20 protein-coding genes are annotated in these 25,145 nt (G+C 58.4%); 6 read left to right on the plus strand and 14 right to left on the minus strand.

All coding sequences use genetic code 11. The annotated features are described in order from the left end of the window. The first annotated feature begins 104 nt into the window (after window positions 1–104). The 3 genes from LCF40_RS14870 to LCF40_RS14885 all read left to right on the plus strand — a co-directional run bounded on the left by LCF40_RS14870 (window position 105) and on the right by LCF40_RS14885 (window position 6,313). The gene (locus LCF40_RS14870; protein WP_224829027.1) at window positions 105–1,160 is read left to right on the plus strand and encodes a TrmB family transcriptional regulator; all 1,056 of its coding nucleotides are present in this window, start codon (window positions 105–107) and stop codon (window positions 1,158–1,160) included. A gap of 702 nt (window positions 1,161–1,862) precedes the next feature. After that, window positions 1,863–4,169: an alpha-amylase family glycosyl hydrolase gene (locus tag LCF40_RS14880; RefSeq protein WP_224829028.1), complete on the plus strand. Its 2,307-nt coding sequence runs from the start codon at window positions 1,863–1,865 to the stop codon at window positions 4,167–4,169. Window positions 4,170–4,546: 377 nt separating this feature from the next. Beyond that, window positions 4,547–6,313: a glycoside hydrolase family 13 protein gene (locus tag LCF40_RS14885; protein ID WP_224829029.1), complete on the plus strand. Its 1,767-nt coding sequence runs from the start codon at window positions 4,547–4,549 to the stop codon at window positions 6,311–6,313. Window positions 6,314–6,334: 21 nt separating this feature from the next. Here LCF40_RS14885 and LCF40_RS14890 read toward each other — a convergent pair whose 3' ends face one another. The 3 genes from LCF40_RS14890 to LCF40_RS14900 form a co-directional block, all read right to left on the minus strand. Beyond that, a complete protein-coding gene (locus LCF40_RS14890) occupies window positions 6,335–6,721 on the minus strand; it encodes a hypothetical protein (protein ID WP_224829030.1) in 387 nt (128 codons plus the stop codon). A gap of 376 nt (window positions 6,722–7,097) precedes the next feature. Beyond that, the gene (locus LCF40_RS14895; RefSeq protein ID WP_224829031.1) at window positions 7,098–7,367 is read right to left on the minus strand and encodes a MarR family transcriptional regulator; all 270 of its coding nucleotides are present in this window, start codon (window positions 7,365–7,367) and stop codon (window positions 7,098–7,100) included. Between the two features lie 151 nt (window positions 7,368–7,518). Further along, the gene (locus LCF40_RS14900; RefSeq protein ID WP_224829032.1) at window positions 7,519–7,824 is read right to left on the minus strand and encodes a DUF5789 family protein; all 306 of its coding nucleotides are present in this window, start codon (window positions 7,822–7,824) and stop codon (window positions 7,519–7,521) included. 210 nt (window positions 7,825–8,034) lie between these two features. Here LCF40_RS14900 and LCF40_RS14905 point away from each other — a divergent pair, with 210 nt between their 5' ends. After that, window positions 8,035–8,565 carry a hypothetical protein gene (locus LCF40_RS14905; protein WP_224829033.1) on the plus strand — a complete coding sequence of 177 codons (531 nt, stop codon included), beginning with the start codon at window positions 8,035–8,037 and terminating at the stop codon, window positions 8,563–8,565. A gap of 309 nt (window positions 8,566–8,874) precedes the next feature. On the opposite strand, the gene LCF40_RS14910 is transcribed toward LCF40_RS14905, so the two are convergent. The 7 genes from LCF40_RS14910 to LCF40_RS14940 form a co-directional block, all read right to left on the minus strand. Beyond that, a complete protein-coding gene (locus LCF40_RS14910) occupies window positions 8,875–9,546 on the minus strand; it encodes a hypothetical protein (protein ID WP_224829034.1) in 672 nt (223 codons plus the stop codon). 71 nt (window positions 9,547–9,617) lie between these two features. Further along, a complete protein-coding gene (locus LCF40_RS14915) occupies window positions 9,618–10,766 on the minus strand; it encodes a transcription initiation factor IIB family protein (RefSeq protein WP_224829035.1) in 1,149 nt (382 codons plus the stop codon). A gap of 381 nt (window positions 10,767–11,147) precedes the next feature. Next, the gene (locus tag LCF40_RS14920) at window positions 11,148–11,582 is read right to left on the minus strand and encodes an HVO_A0114 family putative DNA-binding protein (RefSeq protein WP_224829036.1); all 435 of its coding nucleotides are present in this window, start codon (window positions 11,580–11,582) and stop codon (window positions 11,148–11,150) included. Next, window positions 11,563–11,871: a toxin-antitoxin system TumE family protein gene (locus LCF40_RS14925; RefSeq protein ID WP_224829037.1), complete on the minus strand. Its 309-nt coding sequence runs from the start codon at window positions 11,869–11,871 to the stop codon at window positions 11,563–11,565. The genes LCF40_RS14920 and LCF40_RS14925 overlap by 20 nt, the downstream gene beginning before the upstream one ends. A 332-nt stretch (window positions 11,872–12,203) precedes the next feature. Continuing rightward, window positions 12,204–13,064 carry a DNA-binding protein gene (locus LCF40_RS14930; protein ID WP_224829038.1) on the minus strand — a complete coding sequence of 287 codons (861 nt, stop codon included), beginning with the start codon at window positions 13,062–13,064 and terminating at the stop codon, window positions 12,204–12,206. A 959-nt stretch (window positions 13,065–14,023) separates the two neighbouring features. Then, complete coding sequence (locus tag LCF40_RS14935) at window positions 14,024–14,584, minus strand: hypothetical protein (RefSeq protein ID WP_224829039.1); 561 nt, start codon at window positions 14,582–14,584, stop codon at window positions 14,024–14,026. Window positions 14,585–14,586: 2 nt separating this feature from the next. Next, window positions 14,587–14,979: a hypothetical protein gene (locus LCF40_RS14940; RefSeq protein ID WP_224829040.1), complete on the minus strand. Its 393-nt coding sequence runs from the start codon at window positions 14,977–14,979 to the stop codon at window positions 14,587–14,589. Between the two features lie 110 nt (window positions 14,980–15,089). Here LCF40_RS14940 and LCF40_RS14945 point away from each other — a divergent pair, with 110 nt between their 5' ends. Together LCF40_RS14945 and LCF40_RS14950 are read left to right on the plus strand one after the other, a co-directional pair. Continuing rightward, complete coding sequence (locus LCF40_RS14945) at window positions 15,090–16,082, plus strand: transposase (protein WP_224829078.1); 993 nt, start codon at window positions 15,090–15,092, stop codon at window positions 16,080–16,082. A 219-nt stretch (window positions 16,083–16,301) separates the two neighbouring features. Beyond that, a complete protein-coding gene (locus tag LCF40_RS14950; protein ID WP_224829041.1) occupies window positions 16,302–17,228 on the plus strand; it encodes a hypothetical protein in 927 nt (308 codons plus the stop codon). 431 nt (window positions 17,229–17,659) lie between these two features. On the opposite strand, the gene LCF40_RS14955 is transcribed toward LCF40_RS14950, so the two are convergent. The 4 genes from LCF40_RS14955 to LCF40_RS14970 form a co-directional block, all read right to left on the minus strand. After that, complete coding sequence (locus tag LCF40_RS14955; protein ID WP_224829042.1) at window positions 17,660–18,151, minus strand: hypothetical protein; 492 nt, start codon at window positions 18,149–18,151, stop codon at window positions 17,660–17,662. Between the two features lie 1,106 nt (window positions 18,152–19,257). After that, window positions 19,258–20,790, minus strand: coding sequence for a primase-associated protein (locus LCF40_RS14960; RefSeq protein ID WP_224829043.1), 1,533 nt, complete (start codon window positions 20,788–20,790; stop codon window positions 19,258–19,260). 5 nt (window positions 20,791–20,795) lie between these two features. Then, complete coding sequence (locus LCF40_RS14965) at window positions 20,796–21,698, minus strand: bifunctional DNA primase/polymerase (protein WP_224829044.1); 903 nt, start codon at window positions 21,696–21,698, stop codon at window positions 20,796–20,798. A 108-nt stretch (window positions 21,699–21,806) separates the two neighbouring features. Further along, window positions 21,807–25,046, minus strand: a complete 3,240-nt coding sequence (locus tag LCF40_RS14970; RefSeq protein ID WP_318247901.1) for a helicase HerA domain-containing protein — start codon at window positions 25,044–25,046, stop codon at window positions 21,807–21,809. Window positions 25,047–25,145 lie beyond the last annotated feature (99 nt).

Consider the following 25,145-nt stretch of genomic DNA (forward strand, 5'->3'; position numbering starts at 1 on the left):
AATGCTCTGCAATAAAATTTGTTGTAATATTTTCTCCCCCTTGATACCGTACGAGAGTCCGTTAATCGCGTAGATTAAAAAACCGGCGGACGAAATAGACAGTAATGAACGACCTGACGCTCTCGGAGCAGCTACGTCACTTCGGACTATCGGAAAAAGAGGTGGACACGTATCTCGCGATTCTCGAACAGGGCGAGGCGACGGCGAGCGAAATCGCCGACGTCACCGGGGTTTCGAAGCGATATGTCTACAGCATCAGCGAAGCACTCGAAGACCGGGGATTCGTCGATGTAGATGACCACGTGGTGCCGACGAAGATTTGGGCTCGGCCCCCCGAGGAGGTCATGGCGACGCTCACTGATGAACTCGCTGTGATGGAGCCTGCGCTCTCCGAGCGATACTCCCGGACCGAACGCGACGTTCAACAGTTCGACGTAGTCAAATCGCGGGTTACGGTCGTCAAGCGAATCGCTGAGTTTATTTCGGCAGCCGACAGCGAGCTTACCCTGTCGGTTCCCTCCGAGCATCTCACAGAGGTTCGAGACGAACTCCAAGAGGCAGTTGAGCGTGGCGTCCTCGCACTCGTACTGGTCAACGACACGCCTCCGAGTGGGTTCGACATCGAGGAGGTAGATGGCGTCGCAACGGTCGTCCGGACATGGGAGCATGCGACACCACTAATTCTGACGGTCGACCAGCAGTACGGGGTGGTGGCACCCGTCGAGATGGTGGCACGGTCGAATACCGACCAGCGGGCCATTGCCTTCGCTCAGCAACAGATAGTCCCCGTGCTGGTCGGATCGTTTATGGGCAACTACTGGTCGATGGCCGATGAGGTCTACATCGCTGAACCCCGGTCGCTCCCGGCGGAGTACCGGAGCTTTCGACATGCGGTACTCGATGCGACCCTCCACCTTCGAGACAACCGGCCAATCACTGTCGAGGCCACTGTCACCCCGTCATCGGGCGATCCCGACCACAAGACGCTCACTGGAACGGTAGTAGATACTTATCAGGGGCTGATTGAACCCATGACGAACGATTTTCCGGTCCAGAACACCCTCGTCGTGGAACTGGAAGGAGGACGAGTGACTGTGGGCGGCCCGGGGTCGTTCCTTGAAGAGTATGAGGCTTCCAAGATCACTCTTACTCCTCAATAACTGCCGACAATCGACGCTTCTCAGCCACCGAATGGATGGCGCAAGGTCATTACTGCAACACATAAATTTAAGAGAATGTGCCTAATCGAACCAATATTTGCGCATACACGTTAGCTTGCTTGGGGGAATACCCTCAGGTCCTCTAAAGAGGCCATTGGTCTTTAGCTAAGCTTCAACAGTCGATTGAAGGATGGTAGCAAGCTGTTCCTGGAGAAGTGGTCGTTGTTGGTGGATTTTCCGACCGCCTTCGATCAGTCGCTGTAACAGTGATGAGGATGAGTAGGCGAGATATTCCCTCAGTTTATCGAGGATGAGCTGGGCGTGCGACCGTAGTGAACCAGACCACTCCATCAGCTGCTCCTCGGTTAGATATTTCAAGATTAACGTCATGAGCCGCAACCCAGGCGAAAGCTGAGAGTGGTCTTCATTTCAGGTGAGTTCTTCGTCGAGAACATCAATGACGCCGCTCTCCGCACAGACGGCACGAATGAAGGGCCTGGCGCCAGGATTTTCTCAAACGAACACACTGTACCGTGAATTTGTCTGACCTCTCAAGAATTGATCCTACTCCTCAGCAGAAATAACGTTGTCAACCTAGAAGAGGTACTGAAAGTCGGCTATAACTGAAACACCATACGCGATTACCGACTCGAGTAAAAAGTGGGATGTTTTATTACACCATATACTGAACGTCGATCCGTCATGCTCGATAACGACAGTCACGATATCGGTCGCCGAACCGTCCTCCGGGGAGTCGGAGCGCTCGGCGGGCTCTCGCTCGCCGGCGTTTCGATCGGCTCGCGAAACGCCAGGGCCCTCTCGGAGCCGCCCGCCGGCGAGGGCGTCCTCCTTCAAGTCTTTCACCGCAAGTGGACGACGATCGAGGAGCGGATCCCCGAGATTGCGGGGAGTGGGTTCGACGCGATCTGGATACAGCAGCCTGCGGCGTCGAAACTCGGCTGGGAGGACCTCTCCTACGACGGCAAGATCGGTTTCTACGACGAAGTCGGTCCCTACGGCCACCGCGATCCGCACCCGCCGATCGGCTACCAGCCGGTCGATCTCCGGAATTTTGACTCTGCGCTCGGGACAGAGGCCGAACTCGAGCGCCTGATCGGGACCGCCCACGACCACGGGATCGAGGTGATCGTGGATGTCGTCCTCAACCACATGGCTGCCCCCGACGGTCCCGATGGAACAGTCGAGTGGCCTCAGTTCGATACCGATGAACACTTCCACGACAACGGGACGCTCGGCGACGACTGCGAGTTGGAGGGCGAGGCCGCCGACTACGAGTGCGATCTCCTCGGATTGCCCTCGCTCGACGTCTCCCACCCCGATGTGCAGGCGGCCCACGAAGCGTATATCGAGCGGATCGCCGGACTGGGCGCCGACGGCCTCCGGTACGATGCCGCGGCCCACGTCTGGCCGTGGTACTTCGCCGAGCACGTCAACCCGCTGGCCGACGACCTCGGCCTCTGGCGCGTCGCGGAGGTCTGGGAGGAAAGCGACGTCGAGGGGCTCGTGGAGTGGGCCGACACGGGAATGACCGTCTTCGACTTCCCCCTCTACTCGGCCATCGCCGATGCCTTCGACGGCGGCAGTCTCGCGGATCTCTCCCGGAGCGTCGCGCCGGGGGTCGCCCACCGTGACCCCGACGCGGCGGTCACGTTTGTCCAGAACCACGATGCCATCGGTCCCGGCGTCGAGCCAACCGACGATGCCGCGACCGTTCCGGAGGGGCGGGCGGTCGAACTCGCCGAGGCGTTCGTCCTCGCGTACGCGGGCCGGCCCAAGATCTATCGCTCGGGCCCCGAGGAGTACCACGAACTCGCCGACGACGACCTGGCGACGCTCGTGGGGATCGCCGACGAACACGCGGAGGGCTATGTCGTAGACCGCGCCGTCAGCGAGGACTACTACGTCTTCGAGCGCGACGGAAGCCTGCTAGCGGGGATCAACACGGGCGAGGAACCCGCATCAGTGACGGTTGATACCGCCTGGAGGGGAACCGATCTTTCGGACGCGACCGGTACCGGGGACCTCGTCGCGGTCGGCGCCGACGGCGAGGCGACCATCGAGATTCCCGCCAGGGGGTACGTGATGTACGTCGCCGACTGCCCGCCGACCGAGCCTACCGTCTCGTTTCGCTCCCTCGAGTACGCTGCCGAGGGCGGTGAGACCGCCACCATCGATGCCGTGGTTCGCGCCGGCCGCGAGGACCTCTACGACGATCTGACTGTTTCGCTTTCAGGCGAGACCGTGGCGAGCGAGCGGGTCTGTCTCGGCGCGAGAGAATCGATGACGGTCACGTTCGAGGTTGATACCGATCGCGACGAGGGCGAGTACGAACTTATCGGTTCGACCCCGGACGACGCGGACGTTTCGACCCTCATTGTCCGCGAGGACGAGGTGATCACGCTCCGGATCGAGGCGCCGACGGCCCCCGACGAGTCGGTGTACTTCACGGGGAGCAGCGAGGAACTCACCGACTGGGGCGAGGGAATCGAGGGCAACCACATCGAAGGCGAGATTTGGGAAGTCACGCTCGAGGACTCGGACACTTTCGCCTGGAAGACCCGACGCGGTCCCGAGGGAGAGGGCGGCGACGTCTGGGAGGGCGGCGAGAATCACTCGGCCGCCGACCGCTCGCCCGACCACCAGGGGTGGGAAGACGGGTTCGACGGTGGCGATGGCGGAGGCAGCGAGGACGAGGGGGAAGACGAGGACGGAGACGGAGAGATCACACTCCGAACGACCGTCGAGATAAAGGATGGCGAGTCGGTGTATTTCACCGGAAGTCCTGAGTCACTCACGGAGTGGGGCGGCGGAGTCGAGGCGACCCGAACCGAGGACGAGGTCTGGGCGGTCACGATCGACGATCCCGGTACCTTCGAGTGGAAGACCCGACGCGGACCCGAAGGCGAGGACGGCGACGTCTGGGAGGCCGGCGAGAACCACGACGAGGACGACCGCCACCCGGATCACCAGGGGTGGGAAGACGAGTAGGGAAGGTACATATCGTTCCCGGAGCCGGGCCGTACCAGGCAAATGCAAGGCCGATCCCACGGGTCGGGCCCCGATACTGCGGACTGTGGTTTGGCTAGACGCTTTCACTGTCGAACGAGATCGGATAGTGCGACTTCCATGGACCAAATCGGATTCTTCGACTTTACCCGCTTGTAACCGACGGTGTCGACTGGTTCATCCGCCCTTCGACAAAGCAGCGTATTCAGGTCTTAGCCCAATTACTCTGCCTCGTCTGTCCCATCTATAAGTTTGAAGAATCTATACAAAACATTTTTTTCCCAGTCTCGTGACGAACTGGTTGTAATGTACGCGAACACGTATGACAAAGCGGGCCGAACGGGCACGGAGGGGGCATAATGTCAGTCTGCCGTGAAGCTATTCACCATCGACCCAAGAGCAACCTCGCATACGCGGAGGATGAGGAGACCGTCCGCCTCCGTCTCCGAGCGAAGAAAGGAGATCTCGATGGCTGTCAAGTGCTCCACGCCGACAAGTTCGACTGGGCGAACCGGAATCTGACCGGCCTCGAAAAGGTTCGGAGCGATTCGCGTTTCGACTACTGGGAGACGTCGGTCAAACCCGACCATCGCCGACTGTGCTACGCGTTTCTCGTTCAAGCCGACGGCGAGGAGCTGTGGTTCACCGAGTGGGGCTTCGAGTCGAAGGCCGACAACGACCTGCCGACTGCCGGGACCGACCAGCCGCTACACTACTTCGAGTATCCATTCATCAATCCCGTGGACGTCATCGACCCGCCTGAGTGGGTCGCCGACGCGGTGTTCTACCAGATTTTTCCTGAGCGATTTGCTAACGGGAACCCCGACATTAACCCCGACGGGGTCGAAGACTGGGGCGGAGACCCCGAACAGGATAACTTCTTCGGGGGCGATTTACAGGGGATCATCGAGAATCTGGACTATCTCGACGATCTCGGCATCACCGCGCTATATCTCACGCCCATTTTCGAATCAACGTCGAATCACAAGTACAACACGACTGACTACGAACGCATCGACCCCCATTTCGGCGACACTGAGACTTTGAAGCGACTTGTGGACGCCGCCCACGATCGGGACATGCGCGTTATGCTTGATGCAGTCTTCAACCACTGTGGACGACAGTTTGAGCCGTTTCAAGACGTACTCGAAAACGGTCGTGATTCCGAGTACGTCGATTGGTTCCATATCCACGAGTTTCCCATCGAATTCGAGCCCCGACCGAGCTACGACACCTTCGGCTTCGAGAGCTACATGCCCAAGCTCAACACCGAGAACTCCGAGGTCAAGTCCTATCTCATCGACGTGGCGACGGACTGGATTGAGGAGACGGGCATCGATGGGTGGCGTCTTGACGTGGCGAACGAAGTGGACCACGAGTTCTGGCGCGAGTTCCGGCGGGCGGTCAAGGAAGTCAAGCCTGACGCTTACATTTTGGGCGAAATTTGGCGCGATTCGCGGCCGTGGCTCCGGGGCGACCAATTCGATGCCGTGATGAACTATCCGTTCACGTACGCGGCCGACGACTTCCTCGGCGAGCAGTCTATAGACGCCGCGACGTTCACTAACAAAATCAATCGCTTCCTCATGCGCTACCCGGAACAGGTCAACGAAGTCCTGTTCAATCTGCTCGGAAGCCACGATACCGCTCGTCTCAAACACCGATATGACGGAGACGAGCGAAAAGTCAGAGTAGCGCTACTCATGTTGCTGACCTTCCGAGGAACGCCCTGCCTCTACTACGGTGACGAGATCGGCATGACCGGCGGCGAAGACCCCGACTGTCGACGGACGATGGTGTGGGACGAAGCCGATCAAAATCGGGACCTCCACCGGTATGTGTCCGACCTCATCAATATGCGAGCGCGCCACCGACCGCTCCGGCGGGGAACCCTCTCCTTCGATAGAGATCAATGTTACGGCGACCAAGTCGTCTACTCGTGCTCGGAGCGTGACGCCGCGGAAAGAATCACCGTGGGCGTCAACCGCGGCGAGTCACCGGCCAAGATTCGGGTTCCGTCGGAAGCCACTCCCGAGACCCTCGTGGCCACTACGGAATCAGAGATTCCGCGAGACGGCGACTCAGTCTTCGAACTACCGTCGATGTCGGGCGCGGTTTGGAAGTAGGGCCGATCGGCACTCTTCGAATCAAGTCCCGCATTCGAGGGATTCGAGCCCGCCAAGATTTGCGCGCAGGACGGCGCCGTTCCGGATGACGTATCGACAGGCGTGTACTGGATACCGACACTTCGTGAACCCGGCACTCTGGACGTCGAGTTCGTCACCCTCCTCGATGTATTCGGCGAGCTTCCAGAGGAACTCCCGCGTCACCTCGCTGGCGTCGAGATCCATCGTGCCGTCGTCTGCCTGGACGTAGACTCGAAACGCTTCGTAGCCCCACACGGAGAACTCGCCGTCGTCGGTGAGCCGCCATTTGAGGCCGCCGAAGCAGTGTGCTTCACAGAGCTGTTCGACTGCATCTGGGTCAGTGACCATCGCACCGCTCGAAGCGGTCACTGCTCGGAGTGTTGCCATTTTTGTTCGCCTCCACTCCCTCGCAGGGAGGGAATTAACGCCACCAGATGTCCGGTGCGGCCACTGTCCAGTTGGGGGCTGTAGAAGAGCGGCAGGATCGAGCGAGAAGGCAACGCACGAACAGAGACGTACGCTGAGGCGCGTTAGTACCGTCCGAGGGATAAATCGAGGGGAAAGCCCGGCAGCCACAACAAGCGAACGCAGCGACCGATAGGGAGTGCTGTGAATGATGTGAGCAGCCCGGGCCCTGTAAATGAGCGACAATGAACCGGGAGGGCGCCTTCATAGAAGGCGAAGCCATTCATGTGATCCAAAGGTCAATTGGAATCGGGGAAGAGTTGGAGGGACTTCTTCCTTGCCGACATACTTGATCGACTTAGGGATTGATGTCGAGTGTGTACAGCTGTCGGCGGGCATCCATAACTGAAAACCTAGACGAGATGGTATTCTTCTCATCGAGACGATTCAGAGCATATCTGACCGTTCGATCGGGCAAGAGCGTCTCTTCTGCAATCGTTTGTTGAGTCATCGCCTCATTTTGCTCGAGAACTTTCGCGACTAGTTTCGCACTCGGAGGTAACTCTTTGATATCATCCCACGTCCCACGAGGATGAGTGTCTTGGCGTACTGACTCTGAATCAGTCATCGCACTATAGGTTTTGACATACAGGATAATAATATTTCCCTTTTTGCAAATGACGTATAGTAATAGCGTTATTCGCGGATCAAGTCGATAATGTCCTGAGAACGACGGCTAAACGAAGAGAGAGCGAGAGAGGGGCCCTTGCCGATTATTGTTAGAACGAGATATCACGTTCGTCTTCCGATCGTTCAGACGTGTCTATAGTTTGCTGGCCTCGATCATCGTAGAATTTCCGTCCGATATACTCTTCGTTGAGATTACCGATGATGGTCGTGTACAGCTCATCTGACGAGTCGTACGTTTCGTCAGTGAGAGGGCGGAGAATAGTGGAAACCGTTTCAGAATCGCCTTGGTCTGGGGCTTCAACTTCAACCTCTCCGAGTTGCTCAATAACAGTTGCTCTGTCGGCCGGATACGTGAGTTGCTCGTCGAAATGCTCTGGAAGGTCTTCTATCTGCATGATTATTCACAGTGGTTCGAGCTGCATAATCCTTCGTGTATGTTCTCTTGACCATGGATCCCCTGGAAGAGCAAATTGACCGAAGGGGTGAAACCGATACGTTCCCCCATCGTCGCCTGGGCCTGTTTCCACTACCAGACATCACTATGACACTTGGTGAGATCCACTTGAGGATAAACAGTTAACGCAGCTGGACCAGTACGGCCGGCTATGAATCCTGGTGACTACGTGATCGATACCGATGATGAGTCCCCGGACCTCGCTGTTGTCGTTGAGAGACCTGAAGGGACGATCGCAGACCGACCAGTCACTACAGGGGATGGCGACACACGTACGGTTGCTGACGACAACCCTGAGTACGATTCTGAGATGCCAGCTGTGGTCGTCGCCTTCGTCACAGGACTCGACACAGGGTGGCCTGACTGGACCGACGCTGCTCCTGACGAACTCGAAGATGGGGTACGAGACCACGACGTGAAACGATACACGTTCCCCGAGACACGACTCACAACAGTCCCCACTGAGGACGCTGACGCGCTCCGTGAGGCACAGACCACTGTCGATATGGCTGCCCTCCAAACCCATCTCGAGGATGCAGACTGGACGACAGAACGAGAGGGACTCCTGTTGACCGTCGAAAAATTTGACGAGCAGTACCACATCCATCCCACCGGAGACGTCGACGGCGATGGACAGGTCCGCCAACCGCTCACCAATATCGTCGAGGACTATACGACCTGAAGCTGCTCCCATCGTGTCTGGTCGCGTCCTCAACACGATGATACCGACGCCCTCCACTCGATGCAGTTACGGAGATTCCAGAACGCGGCGACTCCGTGAGCGTCTCGATAGGGTTCTCGACCGCGATCTCGTGACAAACACGTTCGGTCTGAGCAGTGGCGCGCGATGAAAGCGCTTCACCAGAAGCGCTGAACGTGCGAGGGACGACCGAGGACGCGCACTCGGGGAGTGCGCTCTGCAGGGAGTCGGCTGGGGAGGATACGAGCGAAGCGAGTAGGTGGCTGTATACACAGAACGAGCACGACTGGATTAGCTCGAACGAGCTCCTTCCGAACGCGGCATTGGAATCTCGATCGCCGTGAACCGGGTGTCAACAGCGCCGCATACTGGACAGTCCGCGACGTACGCACAGACTTTCACTGACGCTTCCATCTCGTGAACGCCGCCACACACCTCACACTCGTACGCTGTGACGAACTGTGAGGGCGGTGCTGCTTCCGATTCCCACGCCTCACCGCCGGCTCCACCAAGCGGCGACGAAGGATCATCGGCCGCCCCTGCATGATCGCGGTTCGAGCTGGTGTCACCATGAGCAGGGCAGGCGTCCCAGGCGTGGGCCGGCAGATCATCGTAAACCTGTGACGGAGGTCTGGCAGACGGCTCGGTGAGACTGCCCTCATCGCCGTGCCCGGTTGGAGTTGGAGGGTTCTCATCCGTGGGTTCACCCGCACTCGCACTGTGATCCTCATCATTGGAGTGTGACGGGCCGTTCGACGGAGCGACCGTCGTGACGCTGAGCTCGAGAGGTGCAGCCTCAGACACCTCCTGCTCGCGGACACGGTCGCCGATCGCAGCCGCGAGGCCGGCGAGCGGCTCAGCAACCGCTGGCTCAAGTGAGTCATGTTGGCTCATACTCTGGAGCCAGCTCCCAACGGTGACTGCAGTCTCGGTATCAAGCGTGATTGACGAATCTGATGGCATGAGTCTCTTCCTCCATCCTCTAGAGGGAGCGACCAACACCAGACCCCCTCTCGACCGCTGTCTAAGGACTCTTACTCCATCACGATCCGCCCGTATTGGGGAAGGGCGCTCGGCGTGGCAGCCTCGTCTCGCTCGGCGTACTCAGTCCGGAGTGTGGAGGAATACCGATTGATTTTGTCTTTGCTCGTTTCGACGATCACACTGATCGAATCGGCGACCTGCTGCATGGTGAGGCACTCACTGCCGAGCAACCGATCCCCAGCGTACACTGCGGCTGCTGCCACGGTCAGTCGTGGCGTGCCCGCACCAATCGCTTCTTCGTCGGCAACCTCCATTAAGCGCTGTGCAACGTCCTTGAGACGCAGGTAGGTCCCACTATCGATCGCGCTCTTGTCGAGCGTCTCAAGGACAGTAGCAACCGCGTCTGCTCGTATCGGTGAAACGTCGGTCGAGACGTAGCACCGAATTTTGCGCGCGGCTGCACACAGCCGCACGTGGCTTACTTTCCCGTAGCAGGCGACTTCTCGAACCGGGCGATTCACCCCAGCATCGGTCGCTGCAAGTAATACGGCACCAGCGGCGACTCCTTCCCACGAAGTCCACGCACCCGGGACACGCGCGTCACCAGCCTCTTTCACCAGCCGTCCGGCGTCGACGACGACGTGAGAGGGCAGGCCGAGATTCCCGCCGATCATCTGGACGTCTCGAAGCGCCTCGTTGAGCCGGATCGCCCGCTTGCTCTCGACCTGGAAGCGCTTGTGTCGGTGCTTCAGCCGGTCGTATTTGTCTTGTTGATCGCTCGAAAGCGCGTTCCCGTAGCCGTCACTGGTAAGGTAGAACGTCGTGTGCAGCCCCTTGTCGATCCGCAACTGTGTGACCGACTCACAGCTCCACTCGGCGGGACCGCCTCCGCTCTGTGGTCCGTGAAATCGCCGGGTTGGACCGTGATCGATGTGGTCTGCGGTCACGACCAGGCCACACTCCTGACAGTGGGACGTGTTGTCTTCAGTGATTACACGTCCGCCGCACTCGACACACGTTGACTGGTGAGCGGGTTCGCGCTCACCTGTCTCTCTGATCGAGTGCGTTGTCTCCGATTTGGTCTCTGTCTCCGTGTTCGTGCTTGTGCTCGTAACCGAGCGGGTCGTCGCGTCGTCGTGTTCGGATTCCTGTTCGTTCGACCCGTCGAACTGGGCAAAGCGCGTGGGCGTTGTTGACATGGAAATTCACGGGGAGAAGGCTCTCACGCAACTGCCGCTGCCAACATCGACGTCAACGGATCTGACTCGAGTAGATCCAACGAGCTGACTGAACGGAGCTGAGAAGGCCATTTCGACTCTCCCTCACCCCTCTCGTGGGGGTGAACCGACACCACGGGCGGTAGCGATCGCGCTCGCAGCGGAACTCGGCCAGGACGAGATGAGGATACTTCCTCGTCTTGGTTGTCACTCGGTACGCGGGGTGATCACGTCGAGGTTCCGAGGCGTGTCGCTCATACGGCCGGTTACAACGATGTACCGTTCGGTCGCAGTGCCGTATTGCGATCGAGGGTGCAACGACCTGTAACCGACCGTCTCAAAAACGAAAAGTGGCGATGCTGCTCACGCGTCGGCCGCATCGTATGCTTTGCTCGCGCCAAGAAGCGGCAGATCGACCTCGATCGCATCGTACCAGACGGTGGGTCGTTTCGAGTGGCCATCGTCTTCGAGCGTGATGAGGTGAAGTGATTCTAACTCTGTCACGTTACGATGGACCTGGCGGACGTCGCGGTCGACTAACCGGGCAGTCTCGCGAATGCTCTCGGGCTCGTGCCGAGCGATCGTCCGGAGGAGTTCGAGGTTCTTCGGCCGCGTGACTCGATCAATGTCGGCTGGATCGTGATAGATGTTCTCGAAATGTGGATCAGGTGTCTCACCACGATCAATCGCTGTGAGTGTCTGTTCGAGTCCGTCGCGGTCGCCCTCTCGAAATCGGATGTAGAGCGTCCGCTTTTCGGCCGATCCGTCGTCGGGCGTTTCAGTCCCATGTGTCGCCATGTGCGTTCACCTCGTCTTTAAACGTCTCGAGCAGCGGGCCCAGGCCTTCGAAATCGACGTCTTTGACGCCGCCACGGGTGTGCTTGTGGTGGTGGGTCGCGTCAGGGTGGTCCGGGAAGTTGTCGTACCGGATGATCGTCTCGCCGCCGACCGTCCCGTACTGCATCGAGTATTTGAGTCCATCGGGGTACCGCTCGGAAACCGGGACCTCCCACACCACCACTTCGACGTACCGCCCGCCGAAGTCCTCCGTGTGCGAGACCAGTTCCCGAGCCCCGTCATCTGTCATCGCGTGTTGCTACTCTCCACAACACAATAACTGTTGTTGTCTATGGCAACACGAACAGGGCACAAAATCGACGACGGAGGCGTTACCCCTCGAGTATCGCCATCCTCGGCCTCGAGAACGGCCTGGGAGCATCACAATTGCCGGTCGCGCCAACGGGCGCGGTGACAGTAGAGTTGCGGTGGCGCGCGATGAAAGCGCTTCTGGTGAAGCGCTGAACGCGCGAGGGACGACCGAGGACGCGCACGCCAGTGCGCCCCGCAGGGAGGAGGGTGGGGAGGACGCGAGCGAAGCGAGCGTGTGGTCGGACACACAAAAAAGAGAGGTCGTGTCGGCTACTCCTCGGTCCACCACCGGCCGTGCTCGGGGAACTCGATCCGACTCCACCCGGTCACGGCCAGGTTGCACGTCTCGTCGTACCAGTTTTTCTTGACGTTCCTGAGTCGCACCGTGTCCCTCTCGCTCACCTTCGTCTGGTAGGAGTTCTTCCAGACCGTGAACTTGATCTTCTCCGTCTCGTCCGCGATCAGTCCCACCTGTTGGATCGACGGCTTCGAGGGCTTCCACAGTTCGATGATCTCGCCTTCCACGTCCACTTCGCCCGTTTCCACTTCGGGGACGTCCGCGATGTCCACGATCGTCCCCGCTTCAGCCTTCACTTCGTCCATCTGCTCGAGGGTCGCGTCGATCATCGACTTCCCCTTCTCGACCTTCTCGGCCAGCCCACGGCTCACCGCCGCCCGGCTTGGTCCACTGCGCACGCTCTCCGTGATTCGCACCGACTGCGTGTTCACCTCTGCAACCTCCGTCCGCTCGAGTTCCGACCGGGGATCGATCCGCTCGATCCGCCGCTCGCGACGCTGCTCGACGACCACCTCTCGGGTGCGCTCTTCACGCCCCTCTTGCTGGCCGAACGCCGCTTTCGCACTGATCCGATCGAGCTCTTCCTCCCGAGCCCGAATCTCCTCTTCCTGGGCCAACGGCAGGTGTCCAAACTCGTTCTCGTCCCGTCCGACCACCGTCTCTGGGTGGTTCGTCTCGACCTTCGTGTGCACCTCCTGATCGACCGACGCCGCGAACTCCGGCGTCTCATCGACGACCTCGAACCCATCCTCATCGACCGCTCGTCCGCCCTTCTGTTCGTCCGTCTGTTCATCGACCGAAACGTCCTTGTCGCTTGGGTTGTTACTAGACATTGGATCTCACCGATCCTGAAGGCGCTCACGCGCCCGACACCGCGATGCCTATACATCGCGGTTTTCAACGCACGTCACCGTCCGACAGACTCGTCTGCGCGCTCTCGCTTGCGCCTTCGCGAGCGCCCCTGGGCGCGAGCGAGAGCGCGCCTCAGGAGGGGACCCAACCAGCACCGCGCGCCGACCCGCCCGGAGCGAGCGTCCAGCGCATTCCCCGTTCGCCGCGACGCAACCACGTCCGTCGCGGGCGGCGCAGCCGCGGTCCGTAGGACCCGAACGGGTGAAGCGCTGGCGCCGAAACCACATCCATTTTAGCCCGGCAGCGCAGCGACCATCGGGAGCGAGCAGCCCGGAATGGTCGGTCGCGAGCGACGCGGAGGGCGGCACGCGGTGAGCGGGGCGTGCCGTCTCGAACATACCGGGCAGACGCCTCGAGGACAGCCGGCTATCGATCCCTCCGCCTGGTGGATACACAGGGCGAGCCCCGCCTCGATCGTCCCCCGACCCTGTAAGCACCACAACGGAGTGAGGAGCGCAGCGGGGTCGCGGGATGTCGAGCGGGCGAGGGCTTGTGGAGAACGGCTCGAAAGCACTCCGACGTCGAGAAGCTACTGATGCAGGAGGTCACAGAGGGGCACAGCGTTGCATATCGGAAAAGACTATACTGTCTGTGTAGGGAATTGACAATGTGGTTGTAAATCTGCAGGAAAGCCGTCTCGTCAGCATTCGTCGGGCGGTATTGACTTATTCCGTCGCGTTTCTCATCTCCCTCAGTGATATGTGGCTCACTCATATCATCGGGATCAGCACACCAGAAGAACTCCTCACCGAGACACTTATTCACGGAACTGGTTTCTATCTCGCTCTCACTCTCATCGCCTTGTTCAACGTGCCAACTGAAACGACAAACTGAACCACTCGACTGCTTGATCTCGTTCGAACCAATCCGTGAGATCGGGTTACTCGGTGAGATAGATGGTTCGCAGTTGGTCGACGTACTGCCGGTCCCATTGTTTCGTCTCAATATAGTACGTCAATGCAGCATCGACATACTGAGGGGTGAGAAATCCGCGATCGGCCAGTACACACAGGATATGTGGCGTCGTGAACAAGATGTTGCGGTCATCGAGCGCCAAGGAAACAAAGAGATAGTTCGTCGTGTTGAATTCGTCCGTGACGAACATCGCAGCGGACAGCTCGTTTGCGAGCCAAATTCCGTGTGACTCACCCCGGTCTAGCCCAAACTCGAGTGGATCGCCAATGTCGGCATCGACGTCGTGCGTGGTCAGATGATGCGACGCTTGGAACACTAGATCCGCAGCTGCTGAGAGGAGATCGTCGCTTCCCTGTGCCTCGCTTACTTCGCCAAGGACACTCGACGGGACGTGGACGTCGTATCCCGTTAATACCGTTTTGAGTGGGTCTTCACCAGTCGGGGCCCGAGAGCGTCCGTCAACCACTGGTGTTGCAAGGTTGAGGAGAACGTTCGTATCGACGACGATGACGGCCCGTTCGCCCATCGCTATGCGCGTGACTCCGGATCGTCCGTTTCGTCCTGAGGAGTCCACTCGGGAACGTCACCGTCGTAAAATTCCGCTGGTGGTGGGAGTTCGCCCTTGATCTGCGGCTCGGGTGGATCGCGGTTCAGTGAGGCTCGCAAGAGTTTCATCCGCATCGCTTCCTCCGTCCCGAGAATCGATTCGACGGTCTTGAAGTCAATTTCCCCGGAATAGTACGCGTCGCTGATCATCCGCCGGAAACCGTCATCGGTGGCGAGTTCTTCAATTTCGTCCCGAAGCGCCTCAATGAGGAGTTGGGTCCGAGAGACATCGAGAAGCTCAGCGACCACGTCCGCCTGATCGACGAGCGAAACGGGGGCGTTGAAATCGACCCGAGTTTTCTCCTCTGGCGTCATGGCTATGTGTAGAACCTACACATGAATAAGGCTGATGCTGGAACCCAGAATTCGATCAGTAGAGCGTGTCATAGAAAGCCTCCCAAGGGAGGCCGCAGGGCTTGGAAACTGTGTCCAGCAGTACCAACGCCCTGCAAGACGCAGCATCGGTAGACGACTTCTTGAATGCGGCGGCTACCGAAACAGTGCCGTTGTTCAAACACCTTGAGTTCGAGTTTCTCCTGGAGTACGACGTGTTCGCCCCCGCTCGCCGGGGGCGAACACGAGTTCATCAACCGCCAGATCTCTTTCGCGGCTTTCTACACTGCTACTACAAGAATATCTACGGTACACGGCTAGTCACACGCGAACTCCAGCACAGCCTCGTCTGGTACTACTGCGGACTCGACAAACCGCCTTCCAGAGACACCATTGACCGCTTTCTCACCGACCTCGAACACGTTGTTGACAACGTCTTCGACAGGCTCGTCGAGCAGGCCGCCGCCCGCGGCCTGCTCGACTCCACGTACTCGATCGATTCGACCCATGTCGAAGCGATCCAATACAACGACGCTGCCTCGTGGAATTACGATCCAACAGCCGAGGAGCACTACTACGGCTTCGGCTGTACGATCGTCTCAACTGGCGAAAAGATCCCGATAGCAGCGGAATTCACACAAACCAAACAAGCGGATCAAGAGACGGCGATGCGCGTCACGCGTGACGCGCTCGCCGTCGACACACCGATCTGGATGCTTGGAGACAGCGCGTACGATATCCTTGATTGGCACGACCACCTGCTGGCCGCAGGGGTCGTGCCAATTGCTCCGTACAACCCGCGAAACGCCGACGATCCACTCGATATCGAGTACAGGGTCGAAAACCGCATCGCCGAACACAGTGAGGACGTTCAGCTGAACCACTCCATCTTGGACGAGACGTACAACCACCGGACAGGCGTCGAACGAACCAACGATGCAGTCAAGGGCTGCGGCCTCGGGCACGTTCGCGCCCGAGGCCGCGTCCACGCTCGAACAGAAGTGTACGTTGCGCTCTGCCTCCGACTAGTCGTTGCAATCACCAACTACGAGCGAGGAAACGATCCGGGCTGCGAGAAGCTATGAGATGCATTCTATGACACGCTCTCAGTAAGCATCCGGTTGAATCACGCTCACCGGACCACCCATCGTTACATACAGAGGGCTCAGGCAACGCGAGAAATACGTTCAGGAAAGGGCGAAACGTTCTGGCCGTCCTGCTTCTATTATATACCCTTTCGGGTAGCTCATACGCGCCGTTCACCGTCACCAACATATATCCCTTGGTAACCTAACATAGCTATCATGAAACGACGCGCACTTCTGATCGCAGGTGTCGGTGTCCTCGGTGGCTGCCTCCAGAACGGGGCAGAAAACACGCAAGGCTCCGACGGGACTGACCAAGAGGAGAACGATAACGGAACAGATCAGGGAGACGAATCGAACGGAACCGTCGAGGAACCCGACTCGAACACTACGGATCAAGACAACACGTCGAACGGATCAGCGCAAGAAGACGACGGAAACGGGACTGACCAGGATGATCGAACGAACGGATCGGGTCACACTAACGACTCACCCGAGAGCGAGCAGACCGACACGTCAAACGGGACGGCCCAGGACAACGCGACGAACGGGTCAGCCCAAGAGAAGGATGGAAACAGGACCGATCAGGACGACCACGACCGTGAATCACGGACCTACGAGATAGAAGCGGAGACGTCATCGGAGAGCCCGATTCAACACGAGTTCGAAGTCACTCAGCCCGACATTCACTCGCCGGACTCGCCGCTCACGGTCACTGTCTCGATCTCGAATACGACCGACGAGACGATCTCCTATGGAAGCATGCGTCCGGTCATGGGAATATATCAAACTGATGGTGAATTTTTTCTGGTTCCGACGTTCGAGGGAAGTTCGGCGCCGGAGCTAGGAGGGGGAGGCGGCGCGAGACCGAGTGAAAAACATGAGTATTCGTTCGACGAGGAGGAACGAATGTGGTTTGCGACCGAGACAATCAGCTACGGGGCGGCGAGTTTGGTGGGAGAACTCGAACCAGATGAAACACGATCTCGGGAAATCGTCTTGATACGCCGACCGCATAAAGAGTTCCCGGAGACGGTTCCCTCGGAGTTCGAGTTCGCTACGGAGTTTGGAGTTGATGACGAAGACAGTGAAGGGATCACCGACTACCAGCACACTATCGCGTTCTCTCTCGTTGCAACGCAGTAGCCCTGAAGGAGGTGTCGCATAGTAGCAATCTCCTCACCCCTTAATCCTATTCTGAGAATCCGAATATACCAGAACGGTCCATTCGCACGCTCGATGTAACGCGAGATTCTTGGACAGGCAGTGTTGAAAGAAGACAACCCACCCCAGAGCCCACGCCACGGCGAGCGAGTTTCGAAGCGGAGGCAAGCACTAGTCAGGGAAAGCCCGGCAGCGATCGAGCGAACACAGCGACCGAAGGGAGCGATTAGAGCGAGATGAGCAGCCCGGACCCTGGAGGTGGTGGGGGATCGTGGGAGGGCGGTGTTGTGCTGTGCGGTCGAATCGTTCTCTGGGAGTTGGATCTCTCTACTCACACTTCTCCTGACCGTCTGATACTGTCTGACTCCGGTCAATAATGGATATAGGATTCCAGCCGAGGTGCACCCCTCGAGTCAGTCCCGGAAGGGTTTGCGAACGAGAGTCCCGAGTGAGTCGAGCCACGTTCGTACTTGCACTCGGATCGCCCGCCGCAGGTCCTGCTTGAGGACGGCCACCTCCGAGTAGTACGATCGCGCTCCCGTGGGGAGTTCATGGAACCGCTTGGTGCACCCAATACACGTGTACTCGAACTCTGCCCGGACCCGATTCTGATGATGCTCGAGGTCGCCGCCTTCGCTGTAGTGGAACTCCTCGTAGACGAGTTTTTTCGAGACGAATTCCCGACAGTCGCAGCGCGGGCACTGCGTCATCTGTAGTGGCTCGTCTGCCCCCTCTCGTGGTCGGAGCTCCCGGCCTCTTGCGACGTCGTCTCCGCTGGACTCCGTCCGACCCTCTGACACTGGCTGGTTCCCCTCTCGAGCCCACTCGTCGAACTCGTCGCCCAGGACTTGCTCTTGATCGTCGTCCGATTCGTCGTCTGCCTCGTGCCGATCACTCCAACTCATGAGACCTCTACCCCTCCCAGGGGATGACCGACACCACCGCGTACGCTGTAGCACGGTTGGTCGCTCAGTCTCTCGCGCTCCATATCTTGTACCACGCTCTCACGGGGTGCCAGATTGTCAATCGAGTCACCACCATGCACTCGAGTCTACCCAGTTGGAATCTGCTCCCTCTCCAGCCCCGTTCCTCGAGCCTGGAATCCACTCACTTGTCCGCTCGTTATGCCGCACCGTTCTCCGCCTCTTCTTACCTCCCCCCGCTCTGCCTAGGTATCTGATACATCCCCCCGAAAACCCCGTTCTCTTCGTTCGTACTTCCCCCGCTTCTCCTGTTCAGAAAGACGCCTCTTCCATGCTCTCTCACCCTCCCTGATCACACTGTTCTCCCAGCTGGCCTCCGACCCTGTTTCCCCGCCGTTCTGTTACCCCTATCTCCCCCCATCTCACATCGTCGCCATCCACCCCACCTTTCCCCTTCACTCTTCTTATGCGATCTGATACATCCTCTCTCCTCCACCTCCCTCACCGTCCGCTATTCGCACCCCGTCGGGCATCGCTTAGTTTCTGCATACCCCCCTTATCCTTTGGACGATTTTGAGGTATACGAAGCCAATATAACGAGTTCAGAATAGATTATAGGCCCGTCGGGCGCCGCTAAAGCCATTAATCGGTGGTCGACGGAATCAGATTTTAGAGATTAAATCGATATTTTGCTCGACGAGGGGGTGAAACGGCCGATATAGACTGAATAAGGCCAATAGTGTTAATCTGCTATGGACAGCTAATGGTTACTGGGATCCCGATATTCTGGACCAAAATGGCTCGAACAGGTTTTTCCGGAGTTTCAAGCCTCAGTAAACGCTCGACGGGATGGTAGCGCACAAGTAGTGATATTCAAAAGTACAGTTCCTCTCTTAGGTATAATCGGTAGTGGTTCGTCTCTATACGAGAGATCACACCACACAATTTGGGGGCACAGTGAGCGAAGAAATTGTTCCAATGGGACGTTTTTATCAAGTATACAAATCTTGTTTCAATCATGGGGAGACGATGCTATTTTGAAAAGGTATTCCTCCTTCCTACGCAGCGAAACGAGTGGGAAAAGCGCCTCAAAACCAGTCGTCGTTTCCATCTAGCTGATCATACATGTCGTCGGGGAATGGGAGGCTGCCGTAGATCGAGTAGGGGCACTGGTCTTGCCCGATACAGTACCGTTGCATGTCGTCGTTATCGCAGTTCATCGGGAGTGGTGTTGTGCCCTTGGGGCCAATCCCGCGCTCTCCGCGACGCGCTTCGTATTTGATCTGGTACTCGGTGATCTCGGGATCATGCCACGGCCACCGACTAAAGAGATCCTGAAGATCATCGATAGTTTTCTCGAGAGATGCCTCCTGGTACTGTGGAAGCCACATCACCATCCGGACGATGTTGAAGAGGTCTTTCCGGACTGGTTTCTCTTCATGCAGGCGTTCGTCCAGAGCGGCTAGACACGGCAGTTCGAACAGGTCTTCGAGCTCGTCGACTTCGACCAGCCGCGCTCCACTACTTGAATGTGCAACTTGGTAAGTGTTGATTCGCCCACCCCGATCAATCGTAATCGACTGGTGTGCATCCTTATTCGCGAGCGTGTTTCCGACCGTTCGCGGACTAGTGAACTGCTGCAGTTGTGCTTCCTCACCGTTACTCTCAGGGTCGTACGCTTCGAGAGCGTCGTAAAGTTCTCGCGAGGTGTAGAACTCGCCGACCTGGATGTTCGGACTGGCGCTGATGGCCGATCGAAGGAGCCGCACGAGACGCTGTCCCTGGTTCCAATTCTTCCAGAGCTTCTCGTAGTGACCGCCGCGAAGCGCTCGTTCGATTCGGTCGGTGATCGCTGTTTCGTTGGCTGTGAGCCAACTGCGCTCGTCTTCGCCCAGTTCCTCCTCTTGGGCAGACCGTAAGCGAGCGAACCCGGTTTCGGCGTACTCCTGATAGTCCCCCTCGAAATCTTCGATGGAAATGTAGAGGCTGTTGTTCACGAGCGGTGTCCTGATTTCGCCCGTTTCTTCGGCACTGGTCGCTTCGTCGGTTGTCCGGGTGAGACAGGCCCGTGAGGCCGCTGCCATCGGAATCTCGATGTAGAGAGTGTCTTCGTCGAACCCGTCAGTGTCGAACTGGGACATCGTCGTAACGTCGGTACAGACCCGGCCCGGATGTGGCCCATCTTCGCTGGGCGATTTCGCGTAGAGGACTTCTGCACCGTCTTGGTAGAGCGTGGGGTCGTTGTACTCGCGGATGAGCGAAATGAGGTTGTTGGCGAACAGTTCGCGGATATTGTGGATGGCTTGGTTGCGCCGAATGGGCGTATTGTCGAACCGGGAGTGTTCCATCACGCAGATCGTCCCCACGGTCGCGACCAAAACGAGTGTCGCGGGCCGATCGACGAACGATCGCTCGAGTGTCCGTTCGCGTTGGGCCGGCTCAAACGCGGCGGTCACGAACCGTTCAACGTCCGAAAGCACCGCATCGGGATCCGGTTCATCCTCGACGAGATAGCGATCGTAGCCACGGGCGAACAGTTGGATGATCTCGCTCGTTGTGTATTGGGTTGGAACTGCGGCGACCAGGTAGGCATCTCGTTCGGAGTTACGCGGATCAACCATTGGGATCACTCAAGGAACTGCGGTCGGGCTTCCGTTCGGGGATCGAATGCAGAGCTATCGATCGGCTGGACGACTCGGCACACCTCCGCGTGCAGCGAGTAGGGAACCCGAAGCAGCCGGCTTCGGTCGGCTGTCACGACGGGATCGATTGGGATCTCGTATCGCTCGATCAGGAGGTCGTTGAGCACTTCGCGGCTGCTTTCATCGTAGTCATGTTCTGGATCGTCATCAAGCAGGTAGACGTGGACGCCTTGCCCGGAGTAGACGACCATCGTGTCGTCAGCGTCGAACTCGGTTTCGAAGATGTCGCGCGTTTCAAAGCCGTACTCGATGGTCCGCTTGAGGTCTTCGAACGCGTAGGGATAGCCGGCGGGAGCAGTCGCTTGAATGCCTGATTCTGTGAGCAGGACCTCGTTACGGGACCGATCGTCGTCGTGGCTATCGATCTCGACGTCCTTGAGTTCTCGGTCGGCCCGTGCTATGGCGATGTCTTTCGCGTCGATGTCGACGGCGAGCACCCAGGGGCGCTCCCAGTTATCCAACCCGTAGTAGACGCCTGCTGACACGGGGTCAGATTTCACGAGGAGACCGGGATCGGCAAGCGCGTACTCGCTGTCACCGAAGGGATCGTTGCGTGCGGGGGCTTGAATGAACGAGCGAACCTCTTCGAACCCATCGAAATGTTGTGCAATCCGCTCGCCAGATGAGTCCGTCCGCCATGTTGCCCGTCGGATAAAGTCTCGATCGGGACGCTCGTCTTTGCGGATTGGGTGACGATCCCGAAAACTGAGCCCGAACTCTTTCGGTCCAGTGGCTGTGATGAACCCCGGAAGCTGATCCGTGTACTCCGGGAACTCTTGATCGTAGTAGGCGTAGATTTCACTTCGGGTCGCTTCTCTCCAGATCATGATTCTCTTCTCGCTATCCCGCATCCGGCGATCAGCATGTGTTGAGAGATCGCCGGCGAAACACTGCCCAATTCTGAAATAGACTTCTGCAGGAAACTGACGGAGTCATCAGTCCAGATCATCCTCCAGTCGTCGGAAAGTTTGAACCGTGGTCATGCCATCCGATTCAAATTCGCTAATTTTCTCTTGTATCTTGACAACTGAACGGGCTGCTCGACCGGCTACTTGATTCGGAAGCCGACCCTCCTCAGCAAGGAGATTCACTACTTCTAGGAGATCACTCCGCGAGCGGAAAGCCCACACTGCGTCGGCATCGACAGCAGCCATTTTATCGTAATCATCCCCGGCTGCGGTCGGGTTGTTCGACATCATTTCGACCTCACCAACCCAAATGAGATCGCCATCAGCGTCGAATCCAGCGACATCGAATATCGTTTCGGGATCCTGCTGGTAATACCGCTCAGCGCGCTCGACGTCCTTTTTCCCCCTCAGCCACTGAAACAGCAATTCTACACCGACCTTGTGAGGTGTCTTCTCTCCGAGATCACCGACGCCGGCTTCCGCCGTGATCGTTTCATCGAGTAGCTCCCTTCCCTCTGGAAGAACTGTGTAGTACGGCCGTCGATCAACCTCTACTTTTTCGAGGAACTCGTTCTCGATCAGCACCTCGACGTCAAGCCCAGAGAGGTCCTCTTTCAACTTGTCCATCCCCTCCAAGAGCGTATAGTCTGGAAGCTCCCGGTTCATCGCATCCACTACCCGTTTCAGGAAGGTCGCGTCATCGCGAGAGAGGCCCCGTGCTCGAAGCGTCTCGTCGTCGATCGGGCAGGTGTCCGTCGTCTCCTCATGACCACCGAAGAACGAACTCCCTGCTGCCTCGTCCGACGACTCGTCGTTGCCCTCTGTGTCTGCTGTCGAGTCGGAGTCTCCGTCATCTTCGATCTCCTCGAACGTTGCCCGTTCGGGAGGGTCAGCCGTCTCATCGCCCGCAACTTCGGTCGCTGACGAAGATGTTGGCGTGTCTGACTCGGAATCCAGTTCTGTATTGAGCCCAGGTGTCCCCGTTTGCTCTGTCACCGAGTCTGGGGATGCCTCCGGTGTCGATTCCGTATCTGGTGCTGGCGGCGATCCAACACTGCGTTCGGTTCCAGAATCGTTCCACGGCGACCACTCGAGCGTGTCCTCGTGCGTCGGCACGTCCAACCCGTACTCCTCGTCAGTCCGTTCGATGACCTCCGGCAGGATCTCCTCGTCGAAGCGGTTCTGCTCGGCCACCGAGAGCGGCTCATCGCTCTCGGGATGGCCGCTGATGATCGGTAGCGAATGCAATGTGAGCGGTGCCGGTCTGTCTTCGCCGAACTTGGGACTCCCGAGCTTCGTGAACCACTCGCCAGCAGCGATCCGGTTGTTCCGGTTGCGAACGTCCTCGACGGAGAGCTCGTCGTGCGTGAACGTTTTCGCAAACCGGTCCGTGATCGAGATGTCCCCGACGAGCTTCGTGTGCACTTCGGTCAACAATTCCTCGTAGGCACCGTTGCCGGTGTCCCAGCTTTGGACCTGTTCGGGATATTGCATCACGAATCCCAGGCTCAATCCAGAGGAACGGCCCTGTGGGAGCAGCTGATCGGCGACCAACTCCGTCGCGATGAACGGCGCTGCCTCCTCGAGAATTACGTTCACCACGTTATCCGACGACGCCCGCCGCCGGTGCTGAATCGAGTGCCACAGGTTACTCAATAGGACGGTCGTCAATCCACGCTGAGCGTCGAGCGTGAGGTCGCCAAGGTCGAACAGGATCGTCACGTCCTCGTCGAGGATGTCGCGGAAATCGAAATGGACGTTCTGATCGTGGAACCCGTAGAGGCTGTCGCCTTCGGCCTCCCGACCGGGCTTGTGTCGCAACATCCAGTACAGGTGACGGTCCTCTTTCAGTCGGTTGAGTCGATTGAGCACCGCACCCATCGTCGTGTGAAACTGGTGATCTTCCTTGTCAAACTGGCTGGCTAACGACTCGTGGATATCGTCGTTGATCCCCGAAACGTCCGGCAGCTCTCGCGCACGCTGCATCTGCGTTGCCGCCTCGACCAGATCGTCCAGCCCGAACACGTCGTCACCGTGAACGGGATCGAACAGCGCGTGGATGAGAAACGTCAGAATCTCGTTCGCGACGAACGCCTGTTCGTGACGCTCTGAACCCATAATCATCCGCATCAGCGCGTGGAAGTGGTCTGCTTTCTCCTTGACCGCAGTCTCCCGATCATGTCCGGCTTCGAGCGCAGGTCGAAGGTCGAAAAACGAGACCGCTGGGAGTGTTTCGGGCTCACGGAAGTAGTAGACGTCCTCAAGTGAACCGTACTTCTTGTAGTGGCCCATGAGGTAATTAGTACACATTCCGTCGCCTTTCGGCTCGAAGAGGATGTTTGGTCCCGGCGTCGTCTCTGTCAGCGAGCGGAGCATCCGATTGACGAGTTGGCTCTTCCCCGACCCAGTCGTCGCGCAGACAAGCCAGTGGCGCGTCTGTTGAGCCGGTGGTAATCGAAGCGGGCCATCAACGGAACTGGTGGGGTCTCCTCCGAGCACCATTCCTGTCGTGTACTGCCGGCGCTGGGCGGTCTCCAGGCCGGGAAGTGACGTCCGACTCTCGGGATTCGCGTGGGTTTCCTTGGTGGCCTCGTCGGTGAGGTGTTCCGTGCTCGGGACGATGATTACGTTGCAGAGTTCGTTCGGATCGAGATGGAGGTCGGGCGTCGAACGGCCAAGACGATTGCCGGCCACGACATCGCGATCGAGGACACGGTTGAAGCAGCGCCGCGAGTACGTCCGGCTACGACGGGCGACCAGCCCCTTGTCGTATAGTTTCTCGCTCTCGATCGAATAGAACTCGCCTTCCAGGGGGTCGAACACCGTACTGATGTTCCGAAGCGTGTGCTTGAGCTCGGATTTGTCGCTGCTCGCCGAGTTCGACGGGACAATCACCGCTCGCAAATTGACGGTGAACGTATGGCCCCAGTCTTCGGTCTGGAGCTTGTCGATTAGATCGCGATCGGCTTCGGGAATCGGTTTGGATTCTCGTTGCCGGCGCTCGTGCGGGGATTCGTCTCCAGAGACGATATTTTCGAGCTCTCGAACGAACACATCTCGCCAAGTGTCTCGGTCGCCTCTGATGTGCTCAATCCGCTGATTCCCGCTTCGTGTGGAGTCCGGCCCACCTTCGAATGCGGCTTGGAAGACGATAGGGTGGTCAGTCGTTGCGAAGTGGTCGATCAGCACTGTCAGCGGCGCGTGCGAGGAGTCTTTCGTGAAGTCTTCGTCGCCTAATTCTTCGTCGAAACGCCGGATCGGCGTCATGGGATCGCCGCTGCCCGTCCACCGGATACTGTACGGTTCGACCTCGTCCGGGTGGGGCCGAGCGAGGACACCTTCGCCGGTATCAACGGGAGTGTCGAG

The organism is Saliphagus infecundisoli, assembly GCF_020177375.1.
GTDB lineage: Archaea > Halobacteriota > Halobacteria > Halobacteriales > Natrialbaceae > Saliphagus > Saliphagus infecundisoli.